The sequence below is a fragment of the Streptomyces sp. NPDC030809 genome, assembly GCF_055572195.1.
Genome location: NZ_JBVIDV010000035.1, coordinates 14,945 through 38,941, shown reverse-complemented (window position 1 = coordinate 38,941; position 23,997 = coordinate 14,945). Strand labels below are relative to the sequence as shown.

The following is a 23,997-nucleotide window of genomic DNA, read 5'->3' as shown; positions in this document are numbered from 1 at the left end:
GGCGGATGGTTGCCGCACATCCGTGCGAAGGGTGACGGCCGTACGGGTTCCTCCGCGGTCCGCCGGGCCCGTGAACACGGGTTTCCCGGGACCGGGGGACGGCCCGGGAGGATCCGGTGCGCGGGCGGGCGGCGGCCGGACCATCATTCAAGATCACTTTCGGGTGGCTGCCGGGCGTGTTGTCCGCGACAGGTGCGAGGATGCACCCAGTACGGATGCGGGGGGTCGGGAGCCCCCCGGTCCGGCAGACCTGAACGGGCTACGCGTCCGTGCCGGGTTGGGGGGCGGACCGGGCAGCATCCTGCCGCCGTTCCCCTGCCGGGCGCACCGCGCAGAAGGGACCGCTGACGGCGATGCAGATCCGGCTGACCGTCCTCGGGCCGCGCAGCGGCCACCAGAGCGCGAGCGCGCGCTGTGACGTGCTCGTCACGGCGCCGGCCGGGACGCCCCTGGCCTCCGTGGCCTCCGGGCTGGCGGCCACCGTCGCCGGACCGGACACCGGCGGCACGGTCGTGCTGTACGCGGGGGCCGAGCGGCTGGACCCGCAGCGGCACACCCTGGGCGAGCCGCCCCTCATGGACGGGGCCGTGCTGTCCGTGCACCTGCCGGCGGCGGAGGAGTCCCCGGCGGTCGGCTCGGCCGCGCAGCTGCACGTGATCGCGGGCCCGGACGCGGGCGGGGTGCACCTGCTGCACGGCGGCCCGATCCGCATCGGGCGCTCGGCGGAGGCCGACGTCCCGCTGGACGACCCGGACGTCTCCCGCCTGCACTGCGCGGTGACGGTGTCCGAGGACGGCCGCGTCGCGGTCGCCGACCTCGGCTCGACCAACGGCACCTCCCTCGACGGCCACCCGGTCGGCCCCGACCCGGTCCCCCTCACCCCGGGCTCCCTCCTCTCCGTGGGCGAATCCACCCTCCGCCTCCTCCCGCCCGCCCCACCGGCCACCCTCCCCGTCACCCCGGACCTGGAGGGCCGCCTCCGCGTCAGCCTGGCGGCACGGCCGGAGACGCCCGGCGGCCGCACGCCGTCCGGAGCCACGAACGTCCCGGCGGGCCCCGACGCCTCCCCGGCTTCGGGCCTCCCGGGTCCCGCCGGCACTGGTCCCGGCGGCACTGCGGGCTCAGGCGGATACGCGGGCCTCGGCGGCCCTGCGGGTGGCGCCACCGGCGGCCCGGCCGGGCACGGCAGCCCGGGCACCGGCGGATACGCAGGGGCCGGTGGCCCTGCGGGGGCCGGTGGTCCTGCGGGCCTCGGCGGTCCCGGCGGCAGTCCGGCCGGATACGGCGGCCCGGCGGGTGCCGCCACCGGCGGCCCGGCGGGGCACGGCGGCCCGGGACTCGGCGCCGCTGCGGGTCCTGGCGGTCGTGCAGGGGCTGGCGGCGTCGGCGGTACCGGGACCCCTGCCGGTCTCGGCGGGCCGGCCGGGCCGGGTGGGGCGGTCGCCGCCGACGGGACTGCGGGCGGTGCTCCGGGCTCCGGGGGCGGCTCGGAGGGCGCGGGGGCGGACTCGTACGCGTATCCGCAGGCGCAGCCGGTCTCCGGGGCGGCCGGAGCAGCGGCCGCCGTTCCCGGTGCACGGCGCGCGCCCGTTCTCGGGGTCACGGGCGCGGGAACCTCGGCCGGGGCGCCGGGCCGCTCAGCAGCAGCGGCCGCAGGACCGGGAGCGGCACCCGCGGCGTATCCCGGCCCTGGTACCGGTGTGGGTGCCGGTACCGGTGCCGGTCCTGCGGCCGCTGCCGCTCCCGGCGTCGCTCCCGACCCCGCCCCCGGCCCCGGTGCCGAGTCCCCCGCCCCCCGTCGCGGGCTCGGGGCGTGGGCGCGCCGCCGGTTCGGGCGGGAGGCTGCCGGGCCGGCCGCGGAGGGGCCCGCGGGCGGGCCCGTCGCGGGTCGGCCCGCGGAGCTGCCGGACGCCGGGCCCGACGCCGCCGCGCTGCTGCTGACCGCCCTCGGGCCCGGCCCGCTGCTGTGGGAGCGCGGGCCCGGACACCCCGAAGCGCTCCTCGTACGCCTCGGGCACGGTTGCGCGGTGCCGCTGCGCGAGACCGGTTCGCTGGGCCTGGCGGGCCCGCGGGCCCGGCTGCTGGGCCTCGCCCGTTCCGTGGTCGCCCAGCTCGCCGCCCTGCACGGCCCCGAGGACCTGGAGCTCGTCCTCCTCGCCACCGACCGGGCGCGCCCCCTGCCCGAGCGGCGCGCCGACTGGGGCTGGCTGGGCTGGCTCCCCCACGTGCGTCCGGCGCACGGTCAGGACTGCCGGCTGCTCCTCGCGTACGACAAGGACCAGGCGGCCGCCCGTACCGCCGAGCTGACCCGGCGGCTGGACGACAGCCCGCTGGGCCCCGGCTGGTCCGCCGCCGACCGGAGCACCGTGGCCCGCACGGGCGCCGCGTACTGCGGCCCGCGCACCGTGGTCGTCCTCGACGGCGATCCCGGCCCGGGCCCGCTGCGCGACACCGTGGCCCGGCTGGCCGCCCACGGCCCCGCCGCCGGCATCCACCTGGTGTGCCTGGCCGAGACCCCGGCCGCCTCGCCCGCCTCCCCGGTCTCCGACACGTACGAGGCGGCCTGCGCGGCCTCCCCCGCCTTCCGCGACTGCGGTACGGCCGCCCTGCTCAGCGGGGACGTGGCCACCGCCCTGCGGGTGCTGCCGGTGGCCGGCGGCCGGCCCGCCGGACACGGGGAGACCGTCACCGCCGACGCGGTCTCGGCGGCCTGGGCCGAGCGGTTCGCCCGCGCCCTGGCCCCGCTGCGCACCGAGGGCGCCGAGTCCGGGCCGCAGCGGCCGGCCGCCGCCCTGCCGGCCGCGGCCCGGCTGCTCGACGAACTGGGGCTGGCCCGCGCCACCCCGGCCTCGCTGATGGCCCGCTGGGCGGCCGCCACCGACCAGGGCCAAGGGGTCGGCGGGCTGGCCGAGGTGGTGCTCGGCAGCGGCCGCAGCGGCCCGGTCGGCGCGGAACTGGTCGCCGAGGGGCCGCACCTGCTGATCGAGGGCCCGCCCGGCAGCGGCCGCACCGAGCTGCTGCGCTCGGTGGCGGCCTCGCTGGCCGCGGCCGCCCGGCCGGACCGGCTGGGCCTGCTCCTCGTCGACGGTGCGGGCGGCGAGCGCGGCGAGGGCCTCCGGCCGTGTACGGAACTGCCGCACGTGTCGGGGCACCTGGTGGCCTCGGACCCGGTGCGGATGCGCGAGTTCGCCCAGGCCCTGGGGGCCGAGCTGAAGCGGCGCGCGGAACTGCTGGACGGGGTGCCGTTCGCGCAGTGGCACGCCGTACGGGAGGTGTCGGGGCGGATGGTGGCCCAGCGGGCGCCCAGCGCGGCGGAGCTGCGCGGGGACCTCGACCCGCAGCGTTCGGGGACCCTGCGGCTGCGCGCCGGGACGGGCCGTACCGAGCCGGCGGGGCCCCCACCGCTGCCCCGGCTGGTGGTGCTCGTCGACGACTTCGACGCGCTGGTGGCCCCGGCCCTGGGCAGCCCCGGCCGGCCGGCCGCGGGGTCCGTGGTGCGGGCGCTGGAGGCGGTGGCGCGGGACGGGGGCGCGCTCGGGGTGCACCTGGTGGCCTCGACGGCCCGCCCGGAACGCACGGCCGGCACCGAGCCGGCCCGGCTGGCGAGCCTGCGCGTGGAGCTGGCGGCGGTGCCTGCGGGCGGAGGCGGCGAGCCGGGCGGGGCTGCGCCGGGGCGGGGGGTGCTGCACCGGCCCGACGGGCGCCAGGTCCCCTTCCAGGGCGGGCGGGTGACCGGGCGGATCCCGCGGACGGCCACGCTGCGGCCGACCGTGGTCCCGCTGGAGTGGGAGCGCATGGGTGACCCTCCGGCCCGGCGGCCGGTACGCGAGCTGGGCAACGGGCCCACGGACCTGGCGCTGCTCGCCAGTGCCCTGGACCGCGCCGCGCACCTGGTCTCGGCGACCCCGGTCCCGTTCCCCTGACCCCCGGGGCTCCGCCCCGGACCACGCGCCTCAAGCGCCGGCGGGGCCGGATCCGGCCGGGCAGCGCCGGCACGCCCGGCCGGATCCGGTCGGCGGCGCCACCTGGGGCAGGCGGTATTGCGGTGGCCGGAACCACGGCGTATCCCTGAGGGACCGGACTCGGCCACGGCGATACGGGGGCAGCGATGCGCAACCGCACGGCACGGCGGACACGAACCTGGACGGCACTCGGCCTGGCGGGCGCACTCGCCGCCACCGCCGGCGCGTGCAGCAGTACCGAGGAGGGCAGCACGAACGGCCCGTCGAAACCCCCCGCCTCCGCCGTGAAGTTACCCCGCCTGGACGGCGAAAAGGTCTCCGTGGCCGCCGTCTGGACCGGTCCCGAGCAGCAGAACTTCACCAAGGTCCTCGACGAGTTCGAGAAGCGGACCGGCGCGGAGGTCACCTTCGTACCGGCCCAGGACCCGATCGTCACCTTCCTCGGTTCGAAGATCGCCGGCGGGCAGCCCCCGGACGTGGCGCTGCTGCCGCAGGCCGGGGCCCTGGTGCAGGCGGTGCAGAAGAAGTGGGCGCAGCCGCTGGGCCCGGAGGCGAGGGCGCAGCTGGACGCGGGCTACGCCCCGGGCTGGAAGAAGCTCGGCACCGTCGGCGGTGTCCCGTACGGCGTGTACTTCAAGGCCGCGAACAAGTCGCTGGTCTGGTACAACACGAAGGCCTTCGAGGCGGCCGGCGCCGAAGTCCCGGGCACCTGGAAGGAGTTCCTGGAGACGGCCGACACCGTCTCGGCCTCCGGCACGGCCCCCGTGTCGGTGGGCGGCGCGGACGGCTGGACGCTGACGGACTGGTTCGAGAACGTCTACCTCTCGCAGGCGGGTCCGGAGAAGTACGACCGGCTGGCCCGGCACGAGATCAAGTGGACGGATCCGAGCGTGGCGGCGGCCCTGACCACCCTGGGCGAGCTGTTCGGCCGCAAGGACTTCCTCGCGGGCGGTCAGAGCGGGGCGCTGGCGACGGAGTTCCCGAAGTCCGTCACGCAGACCTTCACCGGCGGGGACCGCCCGGCGGCGGCCATGGTCTTCGAGGGGGACTTCGTCTCCGTCAACATCGCCCAGGCGGGAGCGGAGATCGGCAAGGACGCGAAGGTGTTCCCGTTCCCGTCGGTCGGGGCGAAGCACCCGGTGGTCTCGGGCGGTGACGTGGCGGTGGCGCTCAAACCGTCCAAGGGGGCGCAGGCCCTGCTGACCTTCCTGGCCTCGCCGGACGCGGCGACGGTGTGGGCCCGGCAGGGCGGTTTCCTGTCGCCGAACCGGAACGTGGATCCGGCGGCCTATCCGAACGACATCCAGCGCGGCATCGCGAAGGCCCTGATCGCGGCGGGCGACGACTTCCGCTTCGACATGTCGGACCAGGCCCCGGCCGCGTTCGGCGGCACCCCCGGCGCGGGCGAGTGGAAGGCCCTGCAGGACTTCCTGAAGGACCCGAAGGACGTGGCGGGCACCCAGCGGCGGCTGGAGGCCGATGCCGCCAAGGCCTGGGGGCCGCCCGGGACGGGGTCCGGGGGCGGGAACTGAGCCGGTGACCCCCGCCGGATCGGAGCGCCGGCGCAGGAGGGCCGTCGCGGCGGCCTTCCTGCTGCCCGCGCTGGTGCTGCTGGGCGCCCTGGTGGTGTACCCGATCGGCTTCTCGGTCCACCGCAGCCTGTACGACCGTGCGGGCGACTCCCTGGTGGGCCTGGACAACTACGCGGAGCTGCTGCGGGACGAGGCGATCCGCACGGCCTTGAAGAACACCGCGGTGTGGGTGGTGCTGGCCCCGGCCGCGGCCACCGCGCTGGGCCTGGTGTTCGCGGTGCTGACCGAGCGGGTGCGCTGGGGGACGGCGTTCAAGCTGGTGGTGTTCATGCCGATGGCGATCTCGATGCTGGCGGCCGGGATCGTCTTCCGGCTGGTCTACGAGCAGGACCCGGACCGCGGGGTCGCGAACGCCGTGTGGGTGGGGGTGCACGACACCTTCGCCCCGTCCTCGGCCTTCCCGCGGGCCCGGCCCCGTCCGGACGCCCCGCTGGCCGCGGCGCCGGGCGGCGGGTTCACCACCCGGGCCCCGGTCCGGGCCGGGGTGCCGGTGCTGCTGCCGCTGGTCGGCGTACCGCAGGAGGCGCTGCCGGAGGGCACCCGGCCGGCCCGGCCCGCCGCGGCGGAGCCCGGGAAGGTGACGGGCACCGCCTGGCAGGACTTCACGCGGGGCGGCGGCGGCCGGCGGGGGGCGGTGGACCCGCGCGAGTCCGGATACGCGGGGATGCGGGTCGAGGCGGTCCGCGGGGGCGAGGTGGTGGCCTCGGCCCGGACCCGCCCGGACGGCACCTTCACCCTGCCTGCGGAGGCCTCGGGCGCCCTGCTGCGGCTGCCCGCGTCGAACTTCGCGGAGCCGTACGCGGGCGTGGCCTGGCTGGGCCCGGCGCTGGTGACCCCGGCGGTGATCGGCGCGTACGTGTGGATGTGGGCGGGGTTCGCGATGGTGCTGATCGGGGCGGGGCTGGCGGCGGTGCCGCGGGAGCTGCTGGAGGCGGCCCGGGTGGACGGGGCGAACGAGTGGCAGGTGTTCCGCCGGATCACGGTGCCGCTGCTGGCGCCGGTGCTCGCGGTGGTGCTGGTGACGCTGGTCATCAACGTGATGAAGATCTTCGACCTGGTCTTCGTGATCGCCCCGGGCTCGGTGCAGGACGACGCGAACGTGCTGGCGCTCCAGCTGTACCGGACCTCGTTCGGCACGGACGCGGACCAGGGGGTGGGCTCGGCGATCGCGGTCCTGCTGCTGGTCCTGGTGCTGCCGGTGATGCTGGTCAACATCCGCCGGATGCGGAAGGAGTCCTCCCGATGAGCCTCCGCCGTACGTCGGCCGCGGGCCGGCTGGCCGCCCGGGCCGCGGGCGGGGCGGTGCGCGTGTTCCTGGTGGCGGCCGCCGTGTTCTGGCTGCTGCCGACCACCGGTCTGCTGCTCTCGTCCTTCCTCTCCTCCTCCGACCTGGCCTCCGGCGGCTGGTGGCAGGTGCTCGGCGCGCCCTCCCGGCTGACGGCCGCCAACTACGCGGCCCTGCTGGAGAACGAGACGATCACGCGGTCGCTGCTCAGCACCGTGCTGATCACCGTCCCTGCCACCCTGCTCGTGCTCGTGCTGGGCGCCTTCGCCGGATACGCCTTCGCCTGGCTGGAGTTCCCGGGCCGCGATGCGCTGTTCCTCGTGGTGGTCGCCCTGCTGGTGGTGCCGGTGCAGGTGGCCCTGATCCCGGTGTCCGAACTCTTCGGCAGCATCGGCCTGTTCGAGACCACCGCCGGCGTGGTGCTGTTCCACACCGCGTTCGGGCTGCCGTTCGCCGTCTTCCTGCTGCGCAACTTCTTCGCCGGCATCCCGCGCGAGCTGCTGGAGGCGGCCCGGCTGGACGGGGCGGGCGAACTGCGGCTGTTCGCGCAGGTGGTGCTGCCGCTGGGCGGCCCGGCGCTGGCCTCCCTCGGCATCTTCCAGTTCCTGTGGGTGTGGAACGACATGCTGGTGGCGCTGGTCTTCGCCGACTCGTCGAACCCGCCGGTGACGGTCGCCCTCCAGCAGCAGGTACGGCAGTTCGGCAACAACATCGACGTGCTCGCCCCGGGCGCCTTCCTGTCGATGGCGGTGCCCCTGGTCGTCTTCTTCGCCTTCCAGCGGCAGTTCACCACGGGGGTGATGGCCGGAGCCGTGAAGTGACGCTCCGTAACCCGGATGCCGCATTCTGCGTAACCCCGTGACGGGGGCGGGCGTTGCTCGGCAATATGCCCGCGCCCCACCCCTGGATGTGACGTGCCCCGGTTCAGCGTCATCGTGCCCGCGTACAAGGTCCAGGCGTACCTGCAGGACAGTCTCGATTCGGTCCTGTCCCAGTCGTACCCGGATCTCGAACTGATCGCCGTCGACGACTGCTCCCCGGACGCCTGCGGCTCGATCATCGACGAGTACGCGGCCCGCGATCCGCGGGTCACGGCGGTGCACCTGCCGCACAACGTGGGCCTGGGCCCGGCCCGCAACGCCGGGCTGGCCCGCGCCACCGGGGACTACCTGATCTTCCTCGACAGCGACGACGTGCTCGCACCCGGCGCCCTGCGGGCCATCGACGACCGGCTCAAGGCCACCGGCGGGCCGGACGTCCTCGTCTACGACTACGCGCGGGCCTACTGGACCGGCGAGATCATCCGCAACCAGCTCTCCCACCGCCTCCACGAGGACGGCCCCGCCTCCTTCCGCGTGGAGGACCGGCCCGCCCTGCTCGGCGTGCTGATGGTGGTCTGGAACAAGGCGTACCGGCGGGAGTTCGTCGAGCGCGAGGCCTTCACCTTCCCGCCCGGCTACTACGAGGACACCCCGTGGACCGCGCCGGTGCTGCTGACGGCCGAGTCGATCGCCGTCCTCGACCGGGTCTGCGTGCACTACCGCCAGCGACGCACCGGCTCGATCATGACCACCACCTCCCGCCGGCACTTCGACGTCTTCGACCAGTACGACCGGCTGTTCGCGTTCCTCGCCACCCGTCCCGAGCTGGACCGCTGGCGCCCGCTGCTCTACCGGCGGATGGCCGACCACCACGCCCGACTGCTCTCCTCCCGCGGCCGGCTCCCCCGCGGCACCCGCGGCGAGTACTTCCGCCGGGCCCGCGCCCAGCTGCGCCGCTACCGGGTGCGCGGGGCCGCCCCGGCGGCCGTTCCCCGGCTGCGGCACGCGGTGATGCGGCTCGGCACCCACGGGACCTACCGGACCCTGGCGGCCGTCCGCTCGGGGGTGCTGGGCGCCGGCCGCCGGCTGCGCGCCCTGCGGCAGGCCCTCGGCAAGGGGCTGATGCTGCTCCACTACCGGACCCAGCGGCTGCTGCCCCTGCGCCCCGACCTCGCCGTGTTCAGCGCGTACTGGCACGGCGGATACGCCTGCAATCCGGCGGCCGTCGAGGAGAAGGTCCGGGAGCTGGTGCCGCGGGTGCGGACCGCCTGGATCTGCGCCCCGGCGCACGAGGGGACCGTACCGGCGCAGACCCAGAGGCTGCGGCCGGGCTCCCGGGCGTACTGGACCGCGCTGGCCCGGGCCACGTACCTGGTCACGAACGTCAACTTCGACCGGGGCCTGGTCAAGCGCCCCGGCCAGATCCTGGTGCAGACCCAGCACGGCACCCCGCTCAAGCGGGTCGGACTGGACCTGCTGGACCGCCCGGCGGCCACCCCGACCACCGATTTCGCGGCCCTGCTGCGCGGCGCGGACCAGTGGGACTACCTGCTGTCCGCGAACCGGCACTCCACGCTGGTGTGGGAGAAGGCCCTGCCCTCCTCGTACACGACCCTGGAGTACGGCTACCCGCGCAACGACGTCTTCCAGCGGGCCGGGGCCACCGAGGTGCTGGAGCTGCGCGAGCGGCTGGGGATCGCCCCGGGCACCACGGCGGTCCTGTACGCGCCCACCCACCGCGACTACCGGCGCAGCCGCCCGGTCCACCTGGACTTCGAGCGGGTGCTGCGCGACCTGGGCCCGCGGTTCACGATCCTGACCCGCAGCCACCTCACGTACGGCGGCGGTCCGCTGAGCCCGGACGTGCACCCGCGGCTGATCGACGTCTCCGGGCATCCGTCGGTGGAGGAGCTCTGCCTCGCCTCCGACGCGCTGGTCACGGACTACTCCTCCCTGATGTTCGACTACGCCTCGCTGGACCGGCCGATCGTGATCCACGCGGACGACTGGGAGGCGTACGAGGCGGCCCGCGGCACCTACTTCGACCTGCGGGCCACCCCGCCGGGGGCGATCGCCCGGACCGAGGACGAGCTCGTGGACATCTTCGCCACCGGCCACTGGCAGGGCTCCCGCTCGGCGCAGCTGCGGTCCGCGTTCCGGGCCCGGTTCTGCCAGTACGACGACGGGCACGCGGCGGAGCGGGTGGTGCGCCGGGTGTTCCTGGGCCAGGAGACGGGCCTGCCGGAGTTCGTGCCGCTGGAGGACCGGCGGCCGGCCCCCGCGGCCCTGTCGGCGGGTCCGGCCTCGGGGACCCCGGGGCAGCGGCGCGGGCTGCGCGGCTTCGACCGGCTGACCCTGGACTGAAGGGGGCGGGAGGGCCTGCCGCGCCGCTACGGGCGGCCGGCGGCGAGGCCGGCGGCGGCCGCGCGGGCGAGTTCGTCGAGGTAGCCGCCGGGCAGCTCGCCGCGGACGACGACGAGCCGCCAGTAGAGCGGTCCGATGACCAGGTCGAGGGCGCGCTCGGGGTCGGTGTCCGCGGGCAGTTCGCCGCGCGCGACGGCGGACCGTACGACCTCTCCGGCCAGTTCCGTCTCGCTGCGCAGCAGGACCTCCCGGACCGCCTGGGCGATCTCGGGGTTGCGGGCGGCCTCGACGAGCAGGTCCGGGATCACCTGGGAGGCCACCGGGTGGCGCAGCAGGTGGGACATGACCTCCAGGAGGGCCCGCAGGTCTCCGGTGAGGGAACCGGTGTCGGGGGCGGGCAGGCCCTGGACGGCGAAGGCGGAGACCAGGTCGAGGACCAGGTGCAGCTTGGAGCGCCAGCGGCGGTAGACGGCGGTCTTGCCGACCCCGGCGCGGCGGGCGACGGCCTCGATCGACATGCGGGAGAAGCCGACGGCGGCGAGTTCCTCGAAGACGGCCGCGCGGATCGCCTCGGTGACGTCCTCCCGCAGTACGGCGGCCCCGGCGGGGGCGCGGCGCGGACCGGGTGACGGTGCAGGCGGAGTCGTCATGGACAGAGCATACCGGGCGGATACGTCACGACGATACGGTTGCGTTCCGACGTTTGCGTTCCGACGTGGAGGGTCCTAACCTCGGCGTTGCGACGATACGGACCCGTCCCGTCGTCGATGCCTGCTCGCCCGTGCCCGTGCCCCCGTCGAAAGCGACTTCTGTGAGCGTGACGACCGCACCCGCCCCGCCGCCCCGGCGCGGCCCGGCCGCCGTACCCACCGCCGCCGAACGCGCCAGAACCGCCGCCTCCGCCGAGGCGGCCCGGCTGGCCGCGGCCCACGGCCTGCACCTCAGCGGGGCCCGGCCCCCGCTCGGCGCCTACACCCGGCAGCTGTGGGGGCGCCGGCAGTTCATCACCGCCTTCGCGTCCGCCCGGATGAGCGCCACGTACAGCACGGCCCGGCTCGGCCAGGTGTGGCACCTGATGACCCCGCTGCTCAACGCGGCCGTCTACTACTTCATCTTCGGCATCGTCCTGAGCCAGAGCCGGCACACCCCGCAGTTCATCCCGTACCTGGTCACCGGCGTGTTCGTCTGGGACTTCTTCAGCAGTGCGCTGAACTCCGGCACGCGCGCGGTCTCCGGCAACCTGGGCCTGGTGCGGGCCCTGCAGTTCCCGCGCGCCTCGCTGCCCCTGTCCACGGTGATCCAGCTCTTCCAGCAGCTGATGGTCACCATGGCCGCCCTGCTGGTGATCCTGCTCGCGTTCGGGCAGCGGCCGCGGGCCTCCTGGCTGCTCGCGGTCCCCGCGCTGCTGCTGCTCGCCGTGTTCTGCGCGGGCTGCGCGATGGCCATGGCCCGCATCGGGAGCCGGATGCCGGACGTCAGCCAGCTGATGCCGTTCGTGCTGCGGACCTGGATGTACTTCTCCGGCGTGATGTGGAACATCGGCTACACCCTGCAGAGCCGGCACCTGCCGGAGTTCGTGGCGACCGCCTTCCAGTGGAACCCGGCGGCCCTCTACATCGACCTCATGCGCTTCTCGCTGCTCGACGGCTTCCACCGGAGCCAGCTCCCCCACCACGCCTGGCCGCTCGCCGCGGCCTGGGCCCTGCTCGCCGGCATCGGCGGCTACGTCTACTTCTGGAAGGCCGAGGAGGTGTACGGCCGTGGCTGAGAGCCTCCGTACCGCGCACGACGGGCGCGTCCCGACCGTCATCGCCGACGACGTCCACGTCGTCTACAAGGTCCAGGGCGCGGCGGGCGGCCGGGGCAGCGCCACCTCGGCCCTCAGCCGGATCTTCTCCCGGAAGGCCAGCCCGGGCGTACGGGAGGTGCACGCGGTCAAGGGGGTCAGCTTCACCGCGTACAGGGGCGAGGCCATCGGCCTCATCGGCTCCAACGGGTCCGGCAAGTCCACCCTGCTCAAGGCCATCGCCGGACTGCTCCCGGCGGCCGCGGGCCGGGTCTACACCGACGGCCAGCCCTCCCTGCTCGGGGTCAACGCGGCCCTCATGAACGACCTGACCGGCGAGCGGAACGTCCTGCTGGGCGGGCTCGCGATGGGCATGTCCCGGCAGGAGATCAGGGACCGCTACCAGGACATCGTCGACTTCTCCGGCATCAACGAGAAGGGGGACTTCATCAGCCTGCCGATGCGCACGTACTCCTCCGGGATGGCGGCCCGGCTGCGCTTCTCCATCGCCGCCGCGAAGCAGCACGACGTACTGATGATCGACGAGGCCCTGGCCACGGGGGACGCGCGCTTCCAGCGGCGCAGCCAGCAGAGGATCGCGGAGCTGCGGAAGGAGGCGGGCACGGTCTTCCTCGTCAGCCACGGCATCGGCACGATCCGCGAGACGTGCGACCGGGCGATCTGGCTGGAAGCGGGCACGCTGCGCATGGACGGCCCCACGCACGAGGTCTGCAAGGCCTACGAAAACCACACCCACCCCTGACCCCGCGGGGGACCCGGCAAAGTCCAGCCCCTCCGGCGTTTGAGGAGCGGGTCCGGGCAGAGCCCGGTGCCCGGCGCCAGCCGGGATGCCTTGGCGCTCCGCCCCAAACCCCTCACGCCTCGGACCCGGCAAAGTCCAGCCCCTCCGGCGCTCCGCCCCAAACCCCTCACGCCTCGGACCCGGCAAAATCCAGCCGCTCCGGCGTTTGAGGAGCGGGTCCGGGCGGAGCCCGGTGCCCGGCGCCAGCCGGGATGCCTTGGGGCTCCGCCCCAAACCCCGCTCCTCAAGCGCCGGAGGGGCTGGAATTGCCCCCGCCTCGGGCGCAGCCGACCGCCGCCGTCTCGGGGCTCCGCCCCAAACCTTGCGCCTCAAACGCCGGCGAGGCTGGGTTTGCCAGGGGGAAAAGGGGCGGGGCCCGCGCCAAGGGATTGGGCGGGCCCCGTCGTGCCGGTTACGCCGGCGCCTAGCTGTGCGTGCGGAGCAGCGTCCGCATCGTGCGCATCGCCACGGACAGGTTCGCCAGGTCGAAGTCGTCGGACCCCTGGATCTCCTCCAGCGTGGTCCGCGCCCGCCCGATGATCGCCGCGTTCCGCTCCTCCCAGGCCTTGAACCGCTCCTCCGGCGTGGCGCTGCCGTTGCCCACGGCCAGCACGTCGGAGGTCAGCCCGGCGTGCGCGGCGAACAGGTCCTCGCGGATGGACGCACGGGCCATGGACTGCCAGCGGTCGGCCCGCGGCAGCTCGATGATCCGGTCCATCAGCTGGGTGATGTTCAGCCGGTCCGCGAGGTCGTAGTAGACCTCGGCCACGGCGAGCGCGTCCTGGCCCGTACGATCGGCGATCGCGACGACGTCCAGCGTCGGGAAGGCCGACGAGAACCCGGCCACCTTGGCCGCCAGCTCGTCCGGCACGCCCTCCGCGGTGAGCTCGCCGAGGACCTGCTGGTACCACTCCAGGTCCGCCCCCCGCACCAGCTTGGGCAGCTCCGCCCAGACCTGGGCGACCCGCTCGCTGAAGAACGCGATCGTCTCGGTGATCTGGAGCGGCTGCGGCCGGTTGTTGAGCAGCCAGCGGGTGCCGCGCTCGACCAGGCGCCGCGAGTGCAGCCGGATCCGGGTCTGGACGTCCGCCGGGACCTGGTTGTCCAGCGCCTCGACCGCGTCCCACACCTCGGCCAGCCCGAAGATCTCGCGGGCCGCGAGCTGGGCGCGGACGATCTCCTCCAGCGAGGCGCCGGTCTCCTCGCGCAGGCGGTGCAGCAGGGTCGAGCCACCGGTGTTGACGGTGTCGTTGACCAGCAGCGTCGTGATGATCTCGCGGCGCAGCGCGTGCGCGTCGATCTGCTCGGGGAACCGGTCCCGCAGGGCCTGCGGGAAGTACGCGTGCAGCAGGCCGCGCAGGTACGGGTCGTCCGGCAGATCGGTGGTGATCAGCTCGTCGGCGGTGGTGATCTTCGTGTAGGCGAGGAGCACCGCCAGCTCGGGCTGGGTGAGGCCCTTGCCGTTGTTCAGGAGCTCGCGGATCTGCCGGTCGTTGGGCAGGAACTCCAGTGCGCGGTCCAGCAGGCCGTCCCGGCCGAGGCGGCGCATGAAGCGCTGCTGGGCGTGGAGCAGGCTGGCGGACTGGGCGCTGCCGTTGGCCAGGGCGATGTTCTGCGCGTAGTTGTTGCGCAGGACCAGCCGGCCGACCTCGTCGGTCATGTCGGCGAGCAGCTTGTTGCGCTGCTTGACGGTCATGTCCCCGTCGGCGACGACCGCGTTGAGCAGGATCTTGATGTTCACCTCGTGGTCGGAGGTGTCCACGCCCGCGCTGTTGTCGATGGCGTCGGTGTTGACCCGGCCGCCGTGCTGGGCGAACTCGATCCGGCCGAGCTGGGTCAGGCCGAGGTTGCCGCCCTCGCCGACGACCTTGGCGCGCAGGTCGGCGCCGTTGACGCGGATGGCGTCGTTGGCCTTGTCGCCGACGTCGGCGTGGGTCTCGGCGGTGGCCTTGACGTAGGTGCCGATGCCGCCGTTCCAGAGGAGGTCGACGGGGGCGGTGAGGACCGCCTGCATCAGCTCGGCCGGGGTCATCTTGGTGATGCCGGCCTCGATGCCGAGGGCCTCGCGGACCTGCGCGTTGATCGGGATGGACTTCGCGGAGCGGGGGTGGATGCCGCCGCCCGCGGAGAGCAGCTCGGTGTTGTAGTCGGCCCACGAGGAGCGCGGCAGGTCGAACAGGCGGCGGCGCTCGGCGTACGAGACGGCCGCGTCCGGGTTCGGGTCGATGAAGATGTGCCGGTGGTCGAAGGCGGCGACCAGGCGGATGTGCTCGGAGAGCAGCATGCCGTTGCCGAACACGTCGCCGGACATGTCGCCGACGCCGACGACGGTGAAGTCCTCGGTCTGGGTGTCGTGGCCCAGCTCGCGGAAGTGCCGCTTGACGGACTCCCAGGCGCCGCGGGCGGTGATGCCCATGCCCTTGTGGTCGTAGCCGGCGGAGCCGCCGGAGGCGAAGGCGTCGCCCAGCCAGAAGCCGTAGGACTCGGCGACCCCGTTGGCGATGTCGGAGAAGGTCGCGGTGCCCTTGTCGGCGGCGACGACGAGGTAGGTGTCGTCCTCGTCGTGGCGGACCACGTCCTGCGGGGGCACGACCTCGCCGGCGACCAGGTTGTCGGTGATGTCGAGCAGCGCCGAGATGAAGATCTTGTACGAGGCGATGCCCTCGGCGAGCCACGCGTCGCGGTCCACCGACGGGTCCGGCAGGTTCTTGGCGACGAACCCGCCCTTGGCGCCGACGGGCACGATGACGGTGTTCTTCACCATCTGCGCCTTGACCAGGCCGAGGATCTCGGTACGGAAGTCCTCGCGGCGGTCGGACCAGCGCAGGCCGCCTCGGGCGACCTTGCCGAAGCGCAGGTGGACGCCCTCGACGCGCGGGGAGTAGACCCAGATCTCGAAGGCCGGGCGCGGGGCCGGCAGGTCCGGGATGGCCTGCGGGTCGAACTTCATCGACACGTAGGAGTGCTGCTCGCCCGCGGCGTTCTTCTGGAAGAAGTTGGTGCGCAGGGTGGCCTTGATGACGGTGAGGAAGGAGCGCAGGATGCGGTCCTCGTCGAGCGAGGCGACCTGGTCCAGGGCCCCGTCCAGCTCCTCCAGCATGGCGTCGATGAGCTCGGTGCCCGCGGCCTGGCGGCCCGGGGACATCCGCGCCTCGAAGAGCGAGACGAGCAGCCGGGTGGTGTGGACGTTGTTGCGGAGGGTGTCCTCCATGTAGTCCTGGCTGAAGGTGGAGCCTGCCTGGCGCAGGTACTTGGCGTACGCGCGCAGGACCACGGCCTGGCGCCAGGTCAGTCCGGCGCCCAGGACCAGGGCGTTGAAGTTGTCGTTCTCCGCCTCGCCCTGCCAGACGGCCGAGAAGGCGTCCTGGAAGCGCTCGCGGGCGTCGTCGCCGAGGTCGCCGTTGCCGGAGCCGGCGGGCATGCGCAGGCCGAAGTCGTAGATCCAGGCCTGGGCGCGGTCGGCGCAGCGCAGCTCGTACGGGCGCTCGTCGGTGACCTCGACGCCGAGACGGTGGAGGACCGGGAGGACCGCGGAGAGGGAGACCTGCTCGCCCTGGCGGTAGATCTTGAAGCGGCGCTCGCCGGGGCCGGCGTTGACGGGCTCGTAGAGGGAGAGCGCGAAGTCGCGGTCCGAGGCCTTGAGGCGCTCCAGGTGGACCAGGTCGGCCACGGCGGAGCGGGGCGAGTGGTCGCCCTTGTAGCCCTGGGAGAAGGCGTCGCCGTAGCGGCGCAGCATCTCCGCGGCGCGCTCCTCGCCGAGTTCGGCGACGAGGGCCTCCTGGAAGCCGTCGGCCCAGGAGCGGGCGGCCTCGACCAGGCGGTTCTCGATGCGCTCGGCGTCGGCGTCGGTGAGGTCGGGCAGCTCGGTGCCCTGCGGGACGCGGACGACGAAGTGGATGCGGGAGAGGACGGACTCGGTGTTCCAGGCGGTGAAGTCGACGCTGGTGCCGCCGAGCTCCTCCTTGAGGATGTCCATCAGCCGCAGCCGGACGGCGGTGGTGAACCGGTCGCGCGGCAGGTAGACGAGGGCCGAGTAGTAGCGGCCGTACTCGTCCTGGCGCAGGTACAGCCGCAGCCGGCGGCGCTCCTGGAGGTACAGGACCGAGGTGACGATCTCGCGGAGCTTGTCGACCGGGGTCTGGAACAGCTCGTCGCGCGGGTAGGTCTCCAGGATCTGGAGCAGGTCGCGGCCGTCGTGGCTGGACGGCGCGAAGCCGGCGCCTTCGAGGACCTCGGCGACCTTGCGGCGGATGACCGGGACGCGGCGGACGGACTCGGTGTAGGCGGCCGAGGAGAACAGGCCGAGGAAGCGGCGCTCGCCGACCACGTTGCCCTCGGCGTCGAACTTCTTCACGCCGACGTAGTCGAGGTAGGACGGGCGGTGCACGGTGGCGCGGCTGTTGGCCTTGGTCAGGACGAGCAGCTTGTGCTCGCGGGCCTTGGCGCGGGCGTCGGCGGGCAGCCGGTTGAAGGACGGGGAGACGGGGTGGCCGTCCTCGCGGGTGCCGTGCTGCGGGTCGGAGCGCAGGATGCCGAGGCCGGTGCCGGGGACGGCCGCGAGGGCGTCGCCGTCGACCAGGTTGTACTCGCGGTAGCCGAGGAAGGTGAAGTGGTCGTCGGCGAGCCAGCGCAGCAGTTCGCGGGCCTCTTCGAGCTCGTACTCGCGCAGGTCCGGGGCGGTGGGCTCGTCGGCGAGGCCCTCGGCGATGCGGAGCGCGGCCTCGCGCATCTTCTCCCAGTCCTCGACGGCCTCGCGGACGTCGGACAGGACGCGCAGCAGGTCGACGGTGATCTGCTTGAGGTCGGCCTTGTCGGTCTCGCGGTCCATCTCGACGTGGATCCACGATTCCACGACGGCGTCGTGGGGGCGCTCGGTGGCGGAGCCGTGGGCATCGCAGTCGGGGCCGAGGATCTCGATGAGCTTGCCGGTGACGTCGCGGCGGACGACGACCTGCGGGTGGATCACCACGTGGATGCCGCGGCCCTGGCGGGAGAGCTCGTTCGTGACGGAGTCGACGAGGAACGGCATGTCGTCCGTGACCACCTCGACGACCGAGTGGCTGGAGGTCCAGCCGTTCTCCTCGACCGTGGGGGTGTGGACGCGCACGTTCGCGGTGCCCTGCGGGCGGACCTCGGCGAGCCGGTAGTGCGAAAGGGCTGCTCCGAACACGTCGTCCGGGTCCCGGCCGACCAGGTCCTCGGGCGCGGTGTGCAGGTAGTAGCGCTGGAGGTAGGAGAGGACGGTGTCCTGATCGGGACTCCCGGCCTTCTCGGACCCAGTCGGAAGTAGCCCCCCGGCCGGGCTGTTCTCAGCTACCCGGGCAGCCCGTGCGAGCAGCTCGGCCTTTGCTTCGTCCAGCTTGGTCTGCATGTCCTCATGGCTCCTGTCGCGCGCCGTTGCGTGACGTAGGTGAAGGCGGGAATGGCGTAAGCGCCGCGACGCGGGGCACCCGTCGTCGGGCCCGACGCTATGCCGTAAAAGGAAAACGCCGGAACAGATTCAGCCAAGATCGACTTCCTTGGCAGGCTGCCCCGGCGGCGGGAATCAGCGGCGGCCCGGGCACGGACGTGCGCCGGGCGCAGGCCGGGGGCTACGGCGCCCCCGATGAATATCGCGCTGATCACGGGTCAAGGCTATCCCCACCCACCCGGTCCCCGTCATGAGCTGTATGTGTACAAAACCTGGGGGTGAACTTTGACACTCTGGACAGCGACGCGGGACGGGAGCGTGCTCCAGTGACTATTGAGCCAGTTCCCACGCCGTGTGAACGGCCTCGGCCAGGGTGTCCACGACGGGTACCCCGGCCACCGCGAGGCTGCTCCGACTGTGTGAGCCGCCGGTGTACAGGACCGCCCTGGCCCCCACGTGCGCCGCCGCGCGGGCGTCGTCGACCGCGTCCCCGATGAGGACCGTACGGGCCGCCACGACCCCGTCCAGGGCCTCCAGGTGGCGCACCAGGTGCCCCGCCTTGCTGGTGTGCGAGGGCCCGGTGCGGCCGTCCACCCGGACGAAGTGGTGGTCTATGCGGTGCGTGCGCACCAGCGGCACCAGCCGCTCGTGCGGGGCGAGGGACAGCAGGGACTGGGTGAGGCCCCGGTCCTGCCAGTCCTGGAGCAGCTCCCGGGCCCCCTCGGTCAGCCCGGTGTCCACGGCGAGGGCCCAGTAGTGGCGGTGGAACACGTCGTCCATGAGGAGCCACTCGTCCTCGGTGGGCATCCGGCCGAGCAGCCGCTCGTAGAACTTCGGCACGGGTACGCAGTACAGCTCGCGGTAGCGCTCCAGCGTGATCGGCTCCATGCCGAGCTCCGCGAACGACGCGTTGGTCGCGCCGATCACCGCGTCGATGTCGTGCAGCAGCGTGCCGTTCCAGTCCCACACGATGTGCGGAGCCGTCACGGCCGCGGCCCCCGTGTCCGTACCATTCCCCATGGAGAGGACGGTACCCGGTCGGATGGCGTGGTCAGCCGCCGACCAGGTTGGGGATCTCCTGCACCCCGTACCAGAGGAGCTCGTGGTCCTCGGCCCCGTCCACCGCGGTCTGCGCGTCCTCGTCCCCCGCGTCCGCCGCCGGCAGGGCCGCTGCGGCGGCCGCCACGTCCTTCTCGGCCTCGTCGGCGTCCGCGTGCACCGCACCCGCGGCGGTCAGCCGTACGGTGCCCGCGACGGCCACGCGGCCGAGGCTCGCCTCGTCGGTCGCCGCCTCCGGCGCCACCGCCTTGTCGGCCACGTCCACGGCCACCACGACCCGGCGGCGGGCGGCCGCGGGGTCCTCGGCGAGCAGCCGCAGCGAGGCGAGGGCGGCCCGGCCCAGAGCGGCGTACTCCAGCTCCTCGATGTCGTCCGAGACGTACCACTCGCGCAGCGCGGGAGTGACGGCGTAGGCGCGCAGCGGGGCCGGGCCGAGCTCGCCCGCCCGGTGCGCCTCGGCGAGACCGGAGAGGGTCAGGGGGACGTACACGCGCATGGCCGGCTGCTTTCCGTAGTCGGGAACGGACTCAGGATACGGCTGCCGGTCCCCCTTCGGGCTGTTGCCCCCGTCCCCGCCCCCGTCCACCCCGCTCCCCGGGGACGGGGTCCTGACCAGGGGCGGAACCGGGCCCGTCACCCGGATAAGTGAAATCCGGGGCTCCGCCGCGGCCCGGTTACAGCCCGTTGCGGGGCGCTTTTCCGCCCCCGTACAAGATCCCCGACCACGTTACCGACCGGTACGCGAAGGGGCGCCCATGACCAGCACCATGACCGCGAGGAGCACGGCCGGGACCCGTCCCGCGGGACGCCACGACCGGCGCCGCCCGCCGGCCGGCCCCCGCATGCCGCGCCGGATCCGGCCGCACCACTGGTTCGCGGAACGGCTGCTCGCCGTCCTCAGCGGGCGGCGCCCGGTCCACTGGATGCTCGGCCACACCGTGGGCGAGGCGTACGAGCAGCTCGTCGAGCTCTGCCCGGCCTGCCCTCCCGAACCGGCCGGCCGCCCCCGCCCCGCCCTCCGCTACTGCGACTACGCCGAACCCGCCGACGGCGTCATGGAAGCCTTCGCCCGCATCACCACCGGCGACGCGGTCACCGCCATGGCCTTCCGCCTGGAACGCGGCCCGGACCTGCGCTGGCGCTGCGCGGCCGTCGAGACCGGCCCCCGCGCATGACGCCCCCGCCCCCGGACACGCCCGAGGCCGGACACCACCCGGTGCCCGGCCTCGGAACCCCGACGCAGGGGTTACTTCTTGCGGCGCCGCCCGCCGGCAGCCTTCTGCGCCTTCCGGCGCTCCGCCCGGGTCATCCCGTCGCCCTCGGACACGGTGTCCTCGAAGTCGCCCTCGACCACACCGCCCTCGCCGTCGACGGTCGGCGCGGAGAAGTGCAGCCGGTCGGGCCGCTGCGGGGCGTCCAGGCCCTTGGCGCGGATCTCCGGACGCGCGGCCGGGATCGCCTCCTCCTTCTGCAGCGAGGGCGCCACCGGGACCTCCTCGACCTGCTGCTCGACCTGGACCTCCAGGTTGAACAGGTAGCCGACGGACTCCTCCTTGATGCCCTCCATCATGGCGTTGAACATGTCGAAGCCCTCGCGCTGGTACTCGACCAGCGGGTCCTTCTGCGCCATGGCCCGCAGGCCGATGCCCTCCTGGAGGTAGTCCATCTCGTAGAGGTGCTCGCGCCACTTGCGGTCCAGGACCGACAGCACCACGCGCCGCTCCAGCTCGCGCATGATGTCCGAGCCGAGCTGCTTCTCGCGCGCCTCGTACTGCTCGTGGATGTCGTCCTTGACGGTCTCCGCGATGAACTCGGCGGTGATGCCGGCGCGGTCGCCCGCGGCGTCCTCCAGCTCCTCGATCGTGGCCTTGATCGGGTAGAGCTGCCTGAAGGCGCCCCACAGGCGCTCCAGGTCCCACTCCTCCGCGAAGCCCTCGACCGTCTCGGCCGCGATGTACGCGTCGATGGTGTCGTCCATGAAGAAGCGCACCTGCTCGTGCAGGTCCTCGCCCTCCAGGACGCGGCGGCGCTCGCCGTAGATGACCTCGCGCTGGCTGTTGAGGACCTCGTCGTACTTCAGGACGTTCTTGCGCGTCTCGAAGTTCTGGGTCTCGACCTGCGACTGCGCGGAGGCGATGGCGCGGGTGACCATCTTGTTCTCGATCGGCACGTCGTCCGGCACGTTCGCCATCGCCATGACGCGCTCGACCATCTGGGCCTTGAACAGGCGCATCAGGTCGTCGCCCAGCGACAGGTAGAAGCGGGACTCGCCCGGGTCGCCCTGACGGCCGGAGCGGCCGCGCAGCTGGTTGTCGATACGGCGGGACTCGTGGCGCTCGGTGCCGAGCACGTACAGGCCGCCGAGCTCCTTGACCTCTTCGAACTCGGCCTTGACGGCCGCCTCGGCCTTGGCGAGGGCCTCGGGCAGGGCGTGCGCCCACTCCTCGATGTGCTCCTCGGGGTCCAGGCCGCGCTGGCGCAGCTCGGCCTCGGCCAGGTCGTCCGGGTTGCCGCCGAGCTTGATGTCGGTACCGCGGCCGGCCATGTTCGTGGCGACCGTGACCGCGCCGCGGCGGCCGGCCTGGGCGACGATGGTGGCCTCGCGCTCGTGGTGCTTGGCGTTGAGGACCTCGTGCGGGATGCCGCGCTTGGAGAGCTGCTGGGAGAGGTACTCGGACTTCTCGACCGAGGTGGTGCCGACCAGGATCGGCTGGCCCTTCTCGTGCTTCTCCGCGATGTCGTCGACGACGGCGGCGAACTTGGCGACCTCGGTCCGGTAGATGAGGTCCGGCTGGTCCTTGCGCTGCATGGGCCGGTTCGTCGGGATCGGCACGACGCCCAGCTTGTAGATCTGGTGGAACTCGGCGGCCTCGGTCATGGCCGTACCGGTCATGCCGGACAGCTTCGAGTAGAGGCGGAAGAAGTTCTGGAGGGTGATCGTGGCGAGGGTCTGGTTCTCGTCCTTGATGTCCACCCCTTCCTTCGCCTCGATCGCCTGGTGCATGCCCTCGTTGTAGCGGCGGCCGGCGAGGATGCGGCCGGTGTGCTCGTCGACGATCATGACTTCGCCGTCGATGACGACGTAGTCCTTGTCCTTCTTGAACAGTTCCTTCGCCTTGATGGCGTTGTTCAGGTAGCCGACGAGCGGGGTGTTGACCGACTCGTAGAGGTTGTCGATGCCGAGCCAGTCCTCGACCTTGGCGACACCGGCCTCGTGGATGCCGACGGTGCGCTTCTTCTCGTCGACCTCGTAGTCGCCGGTCTCCTCGATGCCCTTGAGGGGCTGGCCGGGCTCGCCCTTGGTGAGGCGGGTGACCAGCTTGGCGAAGTCGCCGTACCACTTCGTGGCCTGGTCGGCCGGGCCGGAGATGATCAGCGGGGTGCGGGCCTCGTCGACGAGGATCGAGTCGACCTCGTCGACCACGGCGAAGTTGTGGCCGCGCTGCACCAGCTCGTCCTTCGACCACGCCATGTTGTCGCGCAGGTAGTCGAAGCCGAATTCGTTGTTGGTGCCGTACGTGATGTCGCAGGCGTACTGCTCGCGGCGCTGCGCCGGGGCCATGTTGGCCAGGATGCAGCCGACGCTCAGGCCCAGGAACTTGTGGACCCGGCCCATCATCTCGGAGTCGCGCTCGGCCAGGTAGTCGTTCACCGTGATCAGGTGGACGCCCTTGCCGGACAGCGCGTTCAGGTACGCGGGCAGGGTGCCGACGAGGGTCTTGCCCTCACCGGTCTTCATCTCGGCCACGTAGCCGAGGTGCAGGGCGGCGCCGCCCATGAGCTGGACGTCGTAGTGGCGCTGGCCCAGGACGCGCTTGGCGGCCTCGCGGACCGTGGCGAAGGCCTCGGGCAGCAGGTCGTCCAGGCTCTCGCCGTTCTGGTAGCGCTCCTTGTACTCGTCCGTGAGCGCCCGCAACTCGGCGTCGGAGAGGTTGACGAAGTCCTCTTCGATGGAGTTGACCTGGTCCGCAATGCGGTGCAGTTTGCGCAGGATCTTGCCTTCGCCTGCACGCATGAGCTTGTTGAAGACGGACACTGAGGCTGGTCTCCTTGCCGGTCGGGCCTGGCACTGGTTCGTACACGGGCACGGCAGGGGTGCCCCACCGCAACGGCCATCGTAAGCGAGGACCCGGTCGAGCCGGGAGGTCTGCCATGGCCCCGGGGCTGCTGCCACCCGGAATGAGAACGTACGGGGCCTCTGGAAGGTGCCGGGTCTCCCGAAAACTGTTCGCCCCTTCCCCGCCCCGGGCACCAGAATCCGTTCATGGAGCCCCTCACCCTCACCACGGAACGCCTCGTCCTGCGCCCCTGGCGCCCGGACGACGCCGAAGCCGTGTACCAGGCCTGCCAGGACCCCGACATCCAGCGCTGGACCCAGGTCCCCTCGCCCTACGAGCGCGGGCACGCGCAGGGCTGGACCGGCGAGCTCGCCCCGGCGGGCTGGGAGAACGACACCGAGTACACCTTCGCGGTCTGCCTGGCCGGCCCCGGCACCGTCGTCGCCGCGGCCGGCGTGCACGTCCACGGGCCGCTGAAGTACGAGGTCGGCTTCTGGACCGCCAAGGAGCACCGCGGCCGCGGCTACATGCAGGAAGCCGTGCTCGGCATCGCCCGCTGGGTCTTCACCGGCCTGGGGGCCGGGCGCCTGGAGTGGCGGGCCGAGGCCGGGAACCTGGGCTCGCGGGCCGTCGCCGAGAAGTGCGGCTTCCGCATGGAGGGCACCGCACGGGCCGCCCTGCCGAAGTCCGGCACCTGGCGGGACGCCTGGGTGGGCGCGCTGCTCCCCGCCGACCTGGGCCTCCCCTCGACGCTGCCGTACCTGCCGGCACCGGAAATGCACTCGCCCTGACCTGCGGCAACGGTGGCCATGCGGCCATGGAGCCGATCACCCTCAGCACCGACCGACTGGTCCCTTC

14 protein-coding genes are annotated in these 23,997 nt (G+C 73.3%); 9 read left to right on the top strand and 5 right to left on the bottom strand.

From position 1 onward, the window contains the following. Positions 1–353 precede the first annotated feature (353 nt). The 5 genes from ACZ407_RS32545 (at position 354) to ACZ407_RS32525 (ending at position 10,024) form a co-directional block, all read left to right on the top strand. Entirely contained in the window at positions 354–3,923 is a 3,570-nt protein-coding gene (locus ACZ407_RS32545) for an FtsK/SpoIIIE domain-containing protein (RefSeq protein ID WP_468134705.1), read from the top strand. Between the two features lie 185 nt (positions 3,924–4,108). Then, a complete protein-coding gene (locus ACZ407_RS32540) occupies positions 4,109–5,494 on the top strand; it encodes an ABC transporter substrate-binding protein (protein ID WP_468134703.1) in 1,386 nt (461 codons plus the stop codon). After that, complete coding sequence (locus ACZ407_RS32535; protein ID WP_468134701.1) at positions 5,442–6,800, top strand: carbohydrate ABC transporter permease; 1,359 nt, start codon at positions 5,442–5,444, stop codon at positions 6,798–6,800. The genes ACZ407_RS32540 and ACZ407_RS32535 overlap by 53 nt, the downstream gene beginning before the upstream one ends. After that, positions 6,797–7,660: a carbohydrate ABC transporter permease gene (locus ACZ407_RS32530; protein ID WP_468134699.1), complete on the top strand. Its 864-nt coding sequence runs from the start codon at positions 6,797–6,799 to the stop codon at positions 7,658–7,660. Before ACZ407_RS32535 ends, ACZ407_RS32530 begins: the two co-directional genes overlap by 4 nt. Positions 7,661–7,753: 93 nt before the next feature. Continuing rightward, positions 7,754–10,024, top strand: a complete 2,271-nt coding sequence (locus ACZ407_RS32525) for a bifunctional glycosyltransferase/CDP-glycerol:glycerophosphate glycerophosphotransferase (RefSeq protein WP_468134697.1) — start codon at positions 7,754–7,756, stop codon at positions 10,022–10,024. A gap of 26 nt (positions 10,025–10,050) precedes the next feature. Here the strand turns inward: ACZ407_RS32525 and ACZ407_RS32520 are convergent, their stop codons facing one another. Further along, the gene (locus ACZ407_RS32520; RefSeq protein ID WP_468134695.1) at positions 10,051–10,674 is read right to left on the bottom strand and encodes a TetR/AcrR family transcriptional regulator; all 624 of its coding nucleotides are present in this window, start codon (positions 10,672–10,674) and stop codon (positions 10,051–10,053) included. Between the two features lie 167 nt (positions 10,675–10,841). Here ACZ407_RS32520 and ACZ407_RS32515 point away from each other — a divergent pair, with 167 nt between their 5' ends. Together ACZ407_RS32515 and ACZ407_RS32510 are read left to right on the top strand one after the other, a co-directional pair. Continuing rightward, the gene (locus tag ACZ407_RS32515; RefSeq protein ID WP_468134693.1) at positions 10,842–11,792 is read left to right on the top strand and encodes an ABC transporter permease; all 951 of its coding nucleotides are present in this window, start codon (positions 10,842–10,844) and stop codon (positions 11,790–11,792) included. Next, on the top strand, positions 11,785–12,573 hold the full coding sequence (locus tag ACZ407_RS32510) for an ABC transporter ATP-binding protein (RefSeq protein WP_468134691.1): 789 nt from the start codon (positions 11,785–11,787) through the stop codon (positions 12,571–12,573). The genes ACZ407_RS32515 and ACZ407_RS32510 overlap by 8 nt, the downstream gene beginning before the upstream one ends. 463 nt (positions 12,574–13,036) lie before the next feature. Here the strand turns inward: ACZ407_RS32510 and ACZ407_RS32505 are convergent, their stop codons facing one another. The 3 genes from ACZ407_RS32505 to ACZ407_RS32495 all read right to left on the bottom strand — a co-directional run bounded on the left by ACZ407_RS32505 (position 13,037) and on the right by ACZ407_RS32495 (position 19,577). Next, positions 13,037–17,983, bottom strand: a complete 4,947-nt coding sequence (locus tag ACZ407_RS32505) for an NAD-glutamate dehydrogenase (protein WP_468134689.1) — start codon at positions 17,981–17,983, stop codon at positions 13,037–13,039. A gap of 369 nt (positions 17,984–18,352) precedes the next feature. Beyond that, positions 18,353–19,042 (bottom strand): HAD family hydrolase, encoded by a 690-nt coding sequence (locus tag ACZ407_RS32500; protein WP_468134687.1) that lies wholly within the window; start codon positions 19,040–19,042, stop codon positions 18,353–18,355. Positions 19,043–19,073: 31 nt separating this feature from the next. Next, a complete protein-coding gene (locus tag ACZ407_RS32495) occupies positions 19,074–19,577 on the bottom strand; it encodes a DUF6912 family protein (protein WP_468134685.1) in 504 nt (167 codons plus the stop codon). A gap of 259 nt (positions 19,578–19,836) precedes the next feature. On the opposite strand from ACZ407_RS32495, the gene ACZ407_RS32490 reads away from it, so the two are divergent. Beyond that, positions 19,837–20,256 carry an Rv3235 family protein gene (locus ACZ407_RS32490; RefSeq protein WP_468134683.1) on the top strand — a complete coding sequence of 140 codons (420 nt, stop codon included), beginning with the start codon at positions 19,837–19,839 and terminating at the stop codon, positions 20,254–20,256. Between the two features lie 71 nt (positions 20,257–20,327). On the opposite strand, the gene secA is transcribed toward ACZ407_RS32490, so the two are convergent. Next, positions 20,328–23,117: a preprotein translocase subunit SecA gene (gene secA, locus ACZ407_RS32485; RefSeq protein ID WP_468134681.1), complete on the bottom strand. Its 2,790-nt coding sequence runs from the start codon at positions 23,115–23,117 to the stop codon at positions 20,328–20,330. Positions 23,118–23,345: 228 nt separating this feature from the next. Here secA and ACZ407_RS32480 point away from each other — a divergent pair, with 228 nt between their 5' ends. Next, positions 23,346–23,930 carry a GNAT family N-acetyltransferase gene (locus ACZ407_RS32480; RefSeq protein ID WP_468134679.1) on the top strand — a complete coding sequence of 195 codons (585 nt, stop codon included), beginning with the start codon at positions 23,346–23,348 and terminating at the stop codon, positions 23,928–23,930. Positions 23,931–23,997: the final 67 nt, after the last annotated feature.